Below are 13,666 nucleotides of genomic sequence, written 5' to 3' on the forward strand. Positions count from 1 at the left end.
AATGTGAATGGTTATGAAGCGTTTTTCAAGTGAACTGAGTTTAATGACACAAAAAAAGCGCCCTAAGGCGCTTTTTTAATTTCGTTTAAAGTTACGCTTGTTGCGCTTTTAAACGTGCTAAACGTGCTACTTGGTGTGTAGACGTTAAGAAAGAATAGATTGGTGCTAAATAACCGCGCTTACGAAGCTCAAGGAAGTCTGCATCGCTTAGCTCATTTAGTTTCTTCTCATCGATAAGGTAAATACCGTTGATGTCTTTTTTCTCACCTTTAATATCAACTGTTAGCGTTTGTGCTACCAGTAGTTCTTTATCAGCAAGGAATTTAGTGAACGCATCGGTTACTTGAGAAAACTCAATGAACGATACTAACGCTTCTTTACGACGCTTAAGGTAATCAGTTTCTTCACCGTTTTCGAATAATGCATTACCCTCTTCTTCACCAACTAATGAGCTCGCTTCGTCAATTACGATACCAAATTGATCTTGCTCTGGGTGCTTTACTAAACCTAATGGGTAACGCGTTGTTGCCATAGGCGCAAATGAAGCTGTCCATTTGTCGCCATCAATAAATAAATTTTCGCCTGGCTCTAGGCCAAACATTGCAACCGCTTGAAAAGTACCTGTTTCGTTATTTTTAACAAAAGACATTGGGAATTCATTAGCGATACGCGCAAACTCATGTGCAACCACTGGCACTAAGTGTTGAGTTTTCATAAATTCGATGTTGATGCCATTTTTAATTTTAGTGTTGGCATGTTTTTCGTTGTGTAAAGGCTGTACTTGTTGCTCCGCCATGTTACTGCTCCGTTATTTATTAATTTGATTTATTACTGTTAGTGGCCTAAGGCTAATGGTTTTGGTGACAAAAAGGAAGTGAAAATTTTGTGTCATTTTGTACGTTATTAATTAACAAATAAAGAAGGTAATTATTTGTACAATATGTAGTGTAAAAAACACTCTGCTGAGTGTTGTTTTTTGTTTCATAATTATGGACTTTTGTTAGTATATTCAACAATATTGCGATTAATATCAGTTGAATTAAAATGGAACACTACGAGTTAAACCCCGATTTTAGGGTTGAAATAGTTCATCTTGAAACTGAAAACGAAGATGTGATCATCATCGATAATTTTCTAAAAAGTATTGAACCTGTTGTTAATTTTGCTGCTCATGTAGCGTATTTAGAGCCCGTTGGCAGCGATGGTACTTTATTTCCCGGTAAGCGTGATGTAATGCCTGAACCTTATTACCGTGCTTTTAGGCAGCTATTACTATCTCTTCAAGCACGAGGTGTTTTTAACCGCGAGCATAAAGCACTCTATGTTCATCGTTGCAAATTATCATTAGTTACCCAAAAAGCCTGTGAGCTTAAGTTATTACAACGTATACCTCATATAGATTCGACCGATGATAATACCTTTGCATCAGTGCATTATATAGCTGGTAAAGAGTCTAACGGCACATCAATTTATCGCTATATTCCTGAAAACCTAATTAAAATAACGCCACGAAACCAACACCTTTTTAGCGATGTAATAGAACAAACCAAAAATAATGAATCAGAACATCAAGGGTATTTAAACAGTAATACCGCCTTATTCGAGCAAGTCATTAATATTAAAGCAAAGCAAAACCGCGTGGTGTTATATAAAAGCAATTTACTTCATTGTGCTAACTTAGATAATGACTATGAATTCACAGGCGATATAAAAAATGGCCGTTTATCAATCTCTTCTTTTTTTAGAATTGACTAGGGTCTGTTGACCTTTGCGGATTAAAATTTGTTCAAACTAAGGGGCGGTTTAATCGCGGCGCGAGGTTTGTAACCTAGTGGGCTCGATAACTGCTCCTGCGTTATTCTACTGGCTTACATCCATGTAAGAATAAGTAAAAACCGAGCAAAGCTTCCGCGTCCTGCTCACGCTCCTTACCTATATCCATGTAGGCAACAAAGAGTAAATCGCCCCTAGGCAGAACCCTTCGGGCAGCGCCTGTTTGGCATTGATGCTGCGTTATCGCCTATTTATGGGGAATAACCACACCACATAGGCTCTGCCTTGTCTAAATACCAAACAGACTGCTGCAAATTTAACCTTGAAAGATCAACAGACCCTAGACAACAGCCCAATAATCTAATTGTTAGTTTTTAATGGCGCATCAATTTTAATTTTTTTGTAAGCCGAACTGATGTATTTTATTAATAAGCTCTCTGTGTTTTGGCAATTCTGCTAATAACTGTTTTATCCGTTTGTTTTTAAAAGTACATTGCTTATCAGCTAGATCTATCACTTGCTCAGTCACAGCTTTTTTGCGAGGTAAAAAATTCATACCATAAAGCACGTAAAGATAATTTTCTAAATCAAATAAATCAAACTTACTGCTGAAGTCTTCTCGCAATGGCGCAAAGCTTTTCCATCGCGCTAAATTACTTGTAAGCTTACTTGAAACCCCTGACGCCTCGCGATTATCCTGCCAAAACAAAGAGTCACTTCTATCTGAAATACAATAATGCATTTTAATAAAATCAAAGGTACTTTCCCAGACATGCGCGACATGCTTATTAAAGTCAGGTGCTATATGCTCTATATCTGCCTTATACCGAGGAAAACGCTTTGATAATAAACCTGCTGAGAAATCGGTTATCAAAATAGCTGTCGCCTCAAGAGGCTCTACAAAACCCTGAGATAAACCAATAGCAACACAATTTTTATGCCAAAATAATTCTCTACGTCCTATCTTCATAGGAATTTTACGTGGCTGTAAATCGGTAAATTTATTACCAAGATAATGATGTAACTTTTTTACCGCTTGCTCTTCATCCATGTGTTTAGACGAATAAACAAAACCAACACCACGACGTTTGGTAAGTGCTATATCCCATATCCAGCCAGCTTGGTGCGCTGTGGCAATAGTATAAGGAGGTATTTCATCATCTAATGATGTGGGTACTTGCAATGTAAGTGCTGTGTCTGTAAGTAATTCATCAGAGCGTTCTATAAATTCAAAATTTAATTTTTCACCAATAATGGCAGCGCTAAATCCGGAACAATCAATAATAAAGTCATAAGCTAGATGTTTATTATTGCTATCTATTAAGTGACTAATAAAGCCATCATCGTCAATTGCAATATCTATAATGTCAGCATATAAATGCTTAATAGCAAACGCATCTTGCGCATGCTTCATTAAAAACGCAGCAAATTTTTTAGCATCAAAATGATAGGCGTAACCATTAATTCCGACATACTCTGGAGTAGATATTGTTTTTGGCGCATATTTTTCTTCACAGCAAATTTCTTGCTTAGACACCGCATTGGCATAACGGTTTTGTGATTCACCAGCTAGCCATTGTTGAGTCATTTCTTCGCCAAATATATGTGGATGATCGAATAAATGATGATAGTAATTTTCACCATGCTTCGTTTTATCTAACCAATTTACAAATTTAATAGATTGCTTAAAGGTTACATCACACTCACGAATAAAATCAGTTTCACGAATACCAAACTTTTGAAGCGAATTACGAATTGAAGGCACCGTTCCCTCTCCTACCCCAATGGTGGGAATTGTCGGAGACTCTATCAATGTAATTTCAGTATTTGTTTCTAATAATGAGTGACCTAAATGATTGGCTGCTAACCAACCGGCTGTCCCCCCACCAACAATTGCTATTTTTCTTATCATAGTTAAACCACTTTATTGATTAGCTCATAAAAAAGCCCAGTATTAACTGGGCTTTCATTTTGTCATCTAAACCGAGTTAGAAACGAAGAACAATACCCACTCTATAGCGTGCTTCACCTTCAAAACTCCACGCTGGATAGCCATTACGAAGCTCAGGTTTAACTTCTGCATCACCTGTTGCTGTACCTACCTGAATACTATCTTCTTCTGTTATATTAACAGCTTCAAACGTTAGGTCTAAGTAGTCAGTTACAGCGTAGTTTGCAGTTAAATCAAGTGTACCGTAGTCTTGGTGTTCACGGTTACCGTAGAAATAAGGTGCTTCACGAACCATATACTCTGAACGCCAGTTATACGCTAAACGAACACTGTAGTTATCAGCTTCATAGTAACCTACCAAATTCACTGTATGTTCAGATGAATCTGAAAATAACTCGATACGGTCTGGGAAGTTTTCTGCAGGTGCTTCTGAGTCAACCCACGTATAATTTGCTTGATAACCAAAGCCACTATCAAAACCATCTTGGATTTGAAGTTCAATACCTTGAATTTCACCACCTGAACCTGTGCCTTTGGTAGCCACTGTCCAGTTATCTACACCTGAATCAGGGTCAACGATCCCAATACTTTGATTAAGGATTTGATCAACTTTGGTAAATGATGAAATATTCTTAATAAAGTAAGTCGCACTTACCATGCCGTCGCCATCAAAGTAGTATTCAACACCTAAATCTGACTGTGTTGCTTTAAATGGTTCAAGGCCGATATTACCGGTAGAAATAACTTCATTTCCTACAGTGCCATCTTCGTAACCTGATAGTGATGATGCAGCAAACATGTCAGTGTAGTTAGCACGCGAAATAACTTGCGCCGCAGAGAAACGTAAAATAACGTCTTCGGTTAAATCAAATGCAACATTTACACTTGGTAACACTTCATTATAATCTGCTTTCTCTGTGCTTAAACCATTGCCATAACTACCCGTAGCGTCTAGGGCATAGTAATCAGACTCCGCATCGGTTGACACATAGCGAATACCGAAGTTACCACGAATGCCCTCTGCTGAGAAATTAGCCATCGCGTACAAAGAAATATTTTCTTCTTGGATCGTACCGTAACCAGACTTGTATGCAATTGAGGTGTTATCGAAGCTTGTAATTGCTGCATAGCCATCACTGATCATTTGTCCTAAATTAGGCTCTGGTAACACGTAACCAGCACCTGATGTCACTGTACCCGAATAATATCGTGAGGCATCATAAGCTGAAATAGAGTCAACTAAGTTTGCCGTGTACGTTTCTTGTTTTACTTCATGATCAGCCCAACGAAAGCCGGTTTTAATTGATGTGATAGCACCAAAATCTACAGGGAAAGTAAAATCAAGCTGTGCATAGGTTTCTTCATCCGTATTTGGCTGCTTTTTGAGTGCCCAGCCCGCAGATGATAATTCACCTTGAAAGTCATCGGGTGTGAAAGATTTATTCGCAACATCAATTTTTATTTCATCGCCAGTTGAATCATAGGTACCCGCGTAATCTGCTGCAGTACCTAACCAAAAACCATAGTTAGCTGTTAAATCTGTACCGCCATCTGATTGCGTGTTACCAATTCGGCCTTCAACCTCAAAACTTTCGCCTACATACTTAAAGTCTAAATCAACAGTTTCTGACGTCATTGAACCCGCACGAGCCCAAGTTTGAGCCCAACCAGGGTTGGCACCGTTACCAGAACGACGATAAAAAGTACATGTACCATCTACATTGACTTGCTCACACGCTGCATCTTTGTCATCTGGAAACATAACAAATAACGACGTATTTGCATTATCTGCCGACAAATCTAGACTCATGATATTTAAACCAATTTCTAACTCATCACTGGGTCTGTATTGGAATGTTGCATTAATAGCTGTACGCTCTCGCTCTTGTTGGAATGTTGAAGGAACAATGTCACCCCAACCAACTAGCGATTCAATACCGTTACGCTGATAATTAGTTTCTGAGAATGCTGCTGACACAAGCGCACCAAAGGTTTCATCATCATTTTTCCAGCTATAAAGGCCAGAAATCTCTGGATCAATCTCTTCTGATATTGAACCGTAATCACCTTTAATGCTTGCAAATACTGTATTTGAATCTAAATCTAATGGTTTGCGCGTATTAACGATAACCGTACCACCAATGCCACCTTCAACAATATCTGCTTGTGATGATTTGTATACTTCGATACTACCAACCATCTCAGGCGGCAATAATGTATAGTTAAAACTACGATCAATGTTTTGTTGATCGTACCAGCCAGTTGAAGCCACAGAATGGCCATTTAGTAATGTACGAGTTAGTTGCGCTGATGCACCGCGGATAGATACTTGTTGACCTTGGCCAAATGCTCTATTTACAGCAACACCAGAAATACGACCTAATGCTTCGCCTACATCGCTGTCAGGAAACTTACCGACATCTTCAGATGATAACGCGTCTACCACAGAATCTGAAAAGCGCTTAGTATTTAATGATGCTTCTAAAGAGCCACGAATACCGCGTACTTCAATAACCTCAACATCATTTTGAACTTTAACTTCATCGGCTGCGAATGCAGCACCAGTAAACCCAGCTCCCACAACTAAGCCGATATTTACTGCTAATAAGCTTTTTTTAAAATTTTTAGCTAACACAGGATTCCCCTCGAATCATTTTATTGGTTTTGTTTATCATTTTGCCTAACCGCCATGACAGCGCTGTCATAGTAGTAACAAACCATACATGCTAAATTACAATTTTGCTACATTTTTCCGCTCTTTTTGTATGAAATTTAACTTAATTATTATTAAGCCATTGATTTTAAATTGATTAATTATTTCATAAAAAAGCAGAGTTCGCCCAAGAATTACTCTCTATACTAGGTATGTAAATAATGACATGTTTATACTTAATGTATTTAAAATAAGAGAGATTGCGAATAGCAGATGAGATTAATGGGTTATATAACTCCGCGCCGAACCAAAATTAACCTACTGTTTTTATTGATAAATATAAGTTTAGTTAGTGACTTTTAAAAATATAAGAGCATTAAAAAGGTACTTAGCTTAAGGGAAATATTTAAACTTCAAATGTTTACAGCACTTTGTTATTAATTGATTAATGACAAAAACATGTCGCAATAAAAAAGGCCAGTAGCAAAAGCAACTGACCTTTCATTAAACCATCAATACAACATGGTTTTAAAGCACCTAGTTTAGACTAAATTAAGGTGCCCAATACACTTCAATGTTGATCTCAGGGTGATTTAGAACTGCACGTAACGGCATATCATTAACATTACCACCCGCTAAAGCTTGCTTATAAACAGCCAGCTTTTCATCGCCACTAATAAGTAATTTAACTACTTTAGACTGTAAAATTGCATTCAGCGTTAAGCTCATTCGTTCGGTAATACTACCTGTTACATCACTCTCAATTGCGTTAATGGCACACACAAGTTGGTTTGAATCTAAGCCGTTTTCCAGCCCTTGAGCATGTGGAAATAACGAAGCAGTATGTCCATCAGGGCCCATCCCTAAAATAGTGACATCAAACGGGCGCTTTAATGCTTGAAACTGCGCTTCACACGAATCAACACCTTGCTCTGCAGTGGCTGCTGCATTTTTCATGCTAATAAAATTAGCGGCTGCACCATGGTTTTGTAGCAAAGTACGCTTAATGAATGCTTCATTACTCTTTTCGTGACTTGCCTCAACCCAACGTTCATCAACCATAGCAACATCAACATGAGCCCAGTTTAAATCAAGGGTTGATAAATGCTTGTACGCAGGTTCAGGTGAAGATCCGCCTGAAACCATTAGCACTGCACGGCCATCAGCTTCAATCCCATTACGTAAGGCCTGCTCTAATGACTGAGATAATTCATCAGTTAAAGCGGCTTTATCGTCAAAAAACTTTTCTACTATTTTTGCCATTACTTATGCCTTATCACCGGTGTTAAACCAAACATGGTTATTCTCTGCTAATAAATCATCAGCGTCTTCAGGACCCCAACTACCCGCTCGGTACAATGAAGGTTTACCCTTCTCTTGCCAACGTTCAATAATTGGATCAATCCACTTCCAAGCTTGGCGTACTTCGTCGCGGTGAATAAATAACGAAGGATTATTAGCGGCTGCATCAAGCATTAAACGTTTATAAGCATCTGAATGGAAACCGTTACTATACGCTTGTGACAATTCAATATTCATCGTTACAGGTTCAAGTTGCATATCTAAGTTATCAAGACGCTTTGACATCAGCGTTAACTGAATGCTTTCTTGTGGCTGTAAGCGAATAATCAAACGGTTTGGTTCAATATTGCCTACGCTGTCTTCATAAACGTTATGTGATACTTTTTTATATTGCACTACAATTTCAGCGCAGCGCTTCGCCATGCGTTTACCGGTTCGCAGATAAAAAGGAACGCCCGCCCAACGCCAGTTATCAATATGCGCACGAATAGCAACGAAAGTTTCGGTTTTACTCGCCCCTTCGTTTAGCTCTTCAAGGTAACCTGGGACTATTTTACCGTTTAAATCACCGGGTACGTACTGACCACGAATAATATTATTATCAACATCTGTATCTTCAAGTGGACGTAATGCTTCTAATACTTTTAATTTTTCATTACGGATGCTGTTAGCGTTTAACTTATGCGGTGACTCCATAGCCACTAAACAAAGTAGTTGTAACAAGTGGTTTTGCACCATGTCACGCAAGGCACCCGCTTTGTCATAAAAACCAGCACGGCTTTCAAGTCCTACTGTTTCTGACAAGCTAATTTGAATATTATCAATCGATTTAGCATCCCACATGTTCTCAAATAATGAATTTGAAAAACGCAGAGCCATTAAGTTTTGAACCGTTTCTTTACCTAAGTAGTGGTCAATACGGAAAATTTGTTCTTCGTTAAAATACTGTGCAATTTTCGCATTAATTACTTCTGCTGACTCACCGCAGTAACCAATTGGTTTTTCTACTACAACACGCGAGTTCGCAGTAATTAGTTTTTTCGTTGATAATATTTCACAACAGGTGCCATAAACAGCAGGTGGAAGAGATAAGTAAAATACTCGTGATTTATCGCTATCATCTTCATCTAGAATTTTTTTCAGTACATCCCAGTTATCATCCGCTTCGGTGACATTGCTCACTACGGGTACTAAAAAGTCTGAGAACGATTTCCAATCTTTTGCGTTATATTCGCCTTCGCTTAAAAATTCTTGTAAAGCTTTGTGTGCTGTATCGATGTATTCATCGCATTTACTTTGTTCGCGCACGGTAGGCAAAATACGTGAGCCTTGTGGTAAGTTACCTTCTTGATATGCTCGATACATTGCAGGAAGTAATTTGCGTAACGCAAGATCACCACCGCCCCCAAAAATTATAATATCAAAAGGATTAAGCATAGTTACTCTCTACGTTTATGCTACCTGCCACTACCGTATTGGTAATCAGTTATAGCGGTTTATTATCTGGATAATGTAGGCCTCAGCACAAAGCCTACTAATGTTGTTCGTATATGCGCGATTAAAAATGGGTCTAGGGACACTGTAATTCCTCTCACAAAAATACAGGCCCTAGGACTCCAGCGCTACCCGTTCAAAGGTATTTGGTTACTTATTGTGTAATAAGTGAAAATGTTACTGCGTACGGTATTTTTTGTAGTACGCCATTAAGCCCAGTGTTGAGCTGTCATGCTCATTCACCACGTTATCATCTGTTAATTCAGCTTCAATTTTAGATGCTAAACCTTTACCAAGCTCCACGCCCCACTGATCAAATGAACATATTTGTAAAATAATACCGTGACAAAAAATCTTGTGCTCATACAGTGCAATTAATCGACCGACCGCTTTTGCATTAATCGTGTCTAATAATATAGACGTTGTTGGGCGGTTTCCTTGGTGAATTTTATGCTTTAGCAGCATTTCAATTTGTGCAGGCGTTTTGCCTTTGGCTGTTAAATCAGCCGTTATCTGCTGTGCATCGACCCCGTTCATTAGTGCTTCGGTTTGTGCAAAAAAGTTCGATAATAAAATATCGTGATGCTTATCTACGTTAACCTGAGGCTTTACAGAGCCAATAAAGTCAGCGGGAACAATTACATTGCCTTGGTGCAAACATTGATAAAACGCATGCTGACCGTTTATCCCTGTCATACCCCAAATGATTGGCACGGTAGTGTATGGCACTGTCTGTCCATCAAAGGTTACATGTTTACCATTACTTTCCATTTCACCTTGTTGCAAATATGCTGGCAACATATGCAGGGCTTGGTCGTATGGCAAAATAGCTTGCGAATCAAACCCTAAAAAGCTGGTATTCCAAACACTGAGTAGCGCCATAATTAAAGGAATATTCTGTTCTAGCGGCGCCGATTTAAAGTGCTCATCAACTTCAAACGCTCCCTCTAAAATGGCCTCAAATGCTTCAAACCCAGCATAAAGTGCAATAGGTAAACCAATGGCACTCCAAAGTGAAAAACGACCGCCAACCCAATCCCACATTGTAAATACGTTTTCGTCACTAATACCAAATGCAGCAGTTTTTTCTAAATTAGTGCTTACTGCAACAAAATGCTTTGCTATAGCGCTGTCATCTTTTGCACTGTTTAAAAACCAATCAACCGCTGTTTTTGAGTTAGTCATGGTTTCTGAGGTAGTAAATGTCTTTGACGAAATTACAAATAACGTGGTTTCAGGATCTACTTTATCTAATACTGACGCAATTTGTACGCCATCTGCGTTTGAAACATAGTGAACGTTTAATGGCTTATCAACCACTGCTTTAAGTGCTTCAGTTGCCGTTTGCGGCCCTAAGTTTGAACCACCAACACCAATGCTAACCACATCTTTTACCGCTTTTCCGGTGTAACCTAGCCATTGACCACTTCGCACTTTTTCAACAAAGGTCTTAATTTTGGCAAGTTCGCTATCGACCGCTTCTGTAATATTTTCGCCGTCAACAATAAGCGGTGTATGAGCGCGATTTCTAAGCGCAGTATGTAAAACCGCACGGTCTTCGGTGATATTAATTTTTTCACCGATAAACATTTTCTCACGCCATGCTTCAATATCGCATTCTTTCGCTAATGAAATTAATTGACCAAATACGTTTTCATCTATGCGTTGTTTTGAGTAATCAAACAACACACCTGGAATTTGAGTAGAGAATTGAGAAAAACGAGAATCGTCTTGTGCAAATAAAGTTTTCAGATGTGTTTGTGTCATCTTTTGTGCACTATTTTCTAGTGCTTGCCAACTTACTAACCCAGAACGGCTCGCCATGTAAACATCCCCTAATTAATTAATCTATTGATTTTAAGCATTTTATTTTATTTTTTACGACACTGAACAAGCGACTTTTGTAAAAAGCAAAGCCCAACATTATAGCTTAAATGGTCTAAATTGCGTTATTTTTATAAGCTTTGATGCAGATAATAGCGCAATTTTTTGCTTTTGACACCGGTATCATAAAATTAAAAATTGAATTTAACAACTGTTCACCCCCTCTGCACAATGAACATTTTATTAATATTCAATTAAAGCAGGCAAAAAAAAGACCGACACATGTCGGCCTTTTTCTTTTATTAAACTATTAGCTGGTCAATGCTAAACCACCCGATAAGTTAAAAACGCGGTTATAACCAAGTTCAATTAAGTTTGCCGCCGCAATTTTTGAACGATTTCCACTGCGACACACCAATATGTATTGATTGTTTTTATCTAGTTGCCCTTGGGTGAGTGCATAGGCCATTCGGCTTAAAGGAATATTTAAAGTTTTAGCCTCAGGCACATTAAGCAATCCACTGATATTGTTAGCGCCATGCTCATAAGGCTCTCGGGTATCAATTAAATATACACTGTTATGTGAGAGCATTTCCTTCGCTTGATTAAAACTAAGCTGCGAAGTTTCGACTTTAGGCTTTGCATTAACATAACCACAAAGCGAATTTGCTAATGTGTGTTGTTGTGAGTCTGCTTGTTGTTTTTGCATGGCAAATTCAGTATGGCTGATATCACCTTCAATAAGCGCTTTTAATAAAGGTGTTTGCTGCTGTTGCACAGCCCAATTCATGGCAAAACACTGTTGATAATCATGCCCAGAGCACACCACACTTTGCGGATTAAGCTCTGTTGCTAACTTAGTCAAAGAGTCTGCCATCTGCATCGCATCTCCCCCATCAAGTACTGTATTACCAAGCCCCGCAGGTAAAATTAAATCACCACAAAAACAGTACTGTACATCGCCGTTATTAGCCTTTAATAAATAACTCACGCTATCTTGGCTGTGTCCAGGCGTCGCTAGCTTTTCAAGTACTTGTTCGGTTAGTTGCAATTGTTCACAATTAACAGGCCAGCCTAATTGATCAACTTCACCAGCAACTAAATTTTCTTTAAGTGCGCTGCGCATTAAATCAAGAGCACAGTGACGATCTTGGTGCTCATGCGTGTTTAAAATAGCAGTAATAGTTAAATTTTGTGTATTCACTATTTTTTCAAATCGAGGGATCAGTTCAATAATTGGGTCAATAATAATTGCCTGTTGATCATCAGCTACATACAACCAACTGCAAGCACCTTGGTGTCTAAATTGGGTAAGCCCCAAGGCACATACTTCTTGTGCTACTAAGCTACTATCAGAAATAACCAAACAATTTGCTTGTAACACTGTTTTAAGTGCGCGAATTTGTTCACATGCATAGTCTATTTGCGCCATAGTGGCAGCAGGCCCAAACGATAAACGAATCGCATTTTCACTTTGCCACTGTGACACTCCCATCGCATCAAGTACAAAGCTTTGAGTTGCGCCCGTACTACAGGCTGAGCCACCGCTGACTCTAATACCTGCAGCGTCAAATAAATCAATAACTTCTTTACTGGTTAAATCATTAACTGCAAAGTTTAGTGTTGTGGGCACTGAGCAGGCAAAATCATGATTAAAGGTAATACTTCCAAAAGTATCAACTAAAGCGCTATGCAGTTTATCGCGATACAAATTAAGTACATCAGCTGATTTAAAAGTATCGTCTTGCTTATCAAGCAGCAAACTAAACAGCTTATTAAGCCCAGCAATACCGGGCAGGTTTTCTGTACCTGAACGCATGCCACTTTCTTGGCCTCCACCAGCTATAAACGGCGTGTATGGGCTTCCTTTACGAATATACAATAATCCGATGCCTTTAGGTGCATAGAGCTTATGTCCTGAAAATGGCGCATAATCAATCGTGGTTTTGCTTAAGTTGAGTTGTTGTTTACCCAGTGCCTGCACACAGTCAACCATCCAAGTCACGTCGTTATTACGACTGCGGATCACCTTTTCTATAGCACTTAAATCTTGGTATACACCGGTTTCATTATTAACAGCCATAGTACAAATCATCAGGGCGTTATCAATATGCTGAGCAATAAAGTCTAAATCTAAAATACCGTCTCGGTTAACCGGAATAGCAATAATTTCAGCATTAATTTCAAGCACGGCATTCCAATGTTTTAATGTATTAGGCACCGCTTTATGTTCAGTTGCTCCATACAATAAAACCGGTTTAGATTTTGTGTGCTGTTTGGCATTAATTAAGGTTGATACGATAGCGGTTTGAATCCCTTCGGTCGCACCTGAGGTAAATAAAATATCGCCCTGCTGCGCACCAATAACGGTGCGCGCTTTTTGCCTCGTTTGTTCTAATAAGTGTTTGGCTTGAATACCGGTTATATGGGGACTTGAGGGATTACCAAAACAAATTTGCATCGCATGGCACACAACCTCTGCAATACATGGCAATACAGGTGTGGTCGCATTTGCATCAAGATAAACTTGGTTGTTGGGTTCATCTGGCAATAAAAACTCTGACATTAAAAACGCACCTTATTACTAAAAAATATATCTTATTCCCAATAGTACATAGTTTTAAAAGGAATGAATAATAATCTTTAGTAATTAAAGTGCGTTTACTATA

General features: G+C 38.7%; 8 protein-coding genes. 1 reads left to right on the forward strand and 7 read right to left on the reverse strand.

Annotation, left to right across the window (positions count from 1 at the left end; translation table 11 throughout):
* Nucleotides 1–91 precede the first annotated feature (91 nt).
* A complete protein-coding gene (locus AC0VZ5_RS09520) occupies nucleotides 92–796 on the reverse strand; it encodes a SapC family protein (protein ID WP_010388497.1) in 705 nt (234 codons plus the stop codon).
* A 248-nt stretch (nucleotides 797–1,044) separates the two neighbouring features.
* Between AC0VZ5_RS09520 and AC0VZ5_RS09525 the strand changes: the two genes are divergently transcribed.
* Nucleotides 1,045–1,755: a DUF6445 family protein gene (locus tag AC0VZ5_RS09525; protein WP_475472571.1), complete on the forward strand. Its 711-nt coding sequence runs from the start codon at nucleotides 1,045–1,047 to the stop codon at nucleotides 1,753–1,755.
* 409 nt (nucleotides 1,756–2,164) lie between these two features.
* On the opposite strand, the gene AC0VZ5_RS09530 is transcribed toward AC0VZ5_RS09525, so the two are convergent.
* The 6 genes from AC0VZ5_RS09530 to AC0VZ5_RS09555 form a co-directional block, all read right to left on the reverse strand.
* A complete protein-coding gene (locus AC0VZ5_RS09530) occupies nucleotides 2,165–3,685 on the reverse strand; it encodes a tryptophan halogenase family protein (RefSeq protein ID WP_475472573.1) in 1,521 nt (506 codons plus the stop codon).
* A gap of 76 nt (nucleotides 3,686–3,761) precedes the next feature.
* On the reverse strand, nucleotides 3,762–6,359 hold the full coding sequence (locus tag AC0VZ5_RS09535) for a TonB-dependent receptor (RefSeq protein WP_475472574.1): 2,598 nt from the start codon (nucleotides 6,357–6,359) through the stop codon (nucleotides 3,762–3,764).
* Nucleotides 6,360–6,929: 570 nt separating this feature from the next.
* Nucleotides 6,930–7,640, reverse strand: coding sequence for a 6-phosphogluconolactonase (gene pgl / locus AC0VZ5_RS09540; RefSeq protein ID WP_178956254.1), 711 nt, complete (start codon nucleotides 7,638–7,640; stop codon nucleotides 6,930–6,932).
* A gap of 3 nt (nucleotides 7,641–7,643) precedes the next feature.
* The gene (gene zwf / locus AC0VZ5_RS09545; protein WP_178956255.1) at nucleotides 7,644–9,116 is read right to left on the reverse strand and encodes a glucose-6-phosphate dehydrogenase; all 1,473 of its coding nucleotides are present in this window, start codon (nucleotides 9,114–9,116) and stop codon (nucleotides 7,644–7,646) included.
* Between the two features lie 234 nt (nucleotides 9,117–9,350).
* Entirely contained in the window at nucleotides 9,351–10,997 is a 1,647-nt protein-coding gene (gene pgi, locus AC0VZ5_RS09550; protein ID WP_475472577.1) for a glucose-6-phosphate isomerase, read from the reverse strand.
* A gap of 310 nt (nucleotides 10,998–11,307) precedes the next feature.
* On the reverse strand, nucleotides 11,308–13,563 hold the full coding sequence (locus AC0VZ5_RS09555; RefSeq protein ID WP_475472579.1) for an aminotransferase class V-fold PLP-dependent enzyme: 2,256 nt from the start codon (nucleotides 13,561–13,563) through the stop codon (nucleotides 11,308–11,310).
* Between the last annotated feature and the right edge of the window lie 103 nt (nucleotides 13,564–13,666).

This window comes from Pseudoalteromonas sp. QJM3NY_12 (assembly GCF_056173165.1).

Excerpts from the sequence above, each read along its gene's own strand:
- pgi (WP_475472577.1), bottom strand. The coding sequence starts at position 10,997 with ATGGCGAGCCGTTCTGGGTTAGTAAGTTGGCAAGCACTAGAAAATAGT.
- AC0VZ5_RS09525 (WP_475472571.1), top strand. The coding sequence starts at position 1,045 with ATGGAACACTACGAGTTAAACCCCGATTTTAGGGTTGAAATAGTTCAT.
- pgl (WP_178956254.1), bottom strand. The coding sequence starts at position 7,640 with ATGGCAAAAATAGTAGAAAAGTTTTTTGACGATAAAGCCGCTTTAACT.
- zwf (WP_178956255.1), bottom strand. The coding sequence starts at position 9,116 with ATGCTTAATCCTTTTGATATTATAATTTTTGGGGGCGGTGGTGATCTT.
- AC0VZ5_RS09520 (WP_010388497.1), bottom strand. The coding sequence starts at position 796 with ATGGCGGAGCAACAAGTACAGCCTTTACACAACGAAAAACATGCCAAC.
- AC0VZ5_RS09555 (WP_475472579.1), bottom strand. The coding sequence starts at position 13,563 with ATGTCAGAGTTTTTATTGCCAGATGAACCCAACAACCAAGTTTATCTT.
- AC0VZ5_RS09530 (WP_475472573.1), bottom strand. The coding sequence starts at position 3,685 with ATGATAAGAAAAATAGCAATTGTTGGTGGGGGGACAGCCGGTTGGTTA.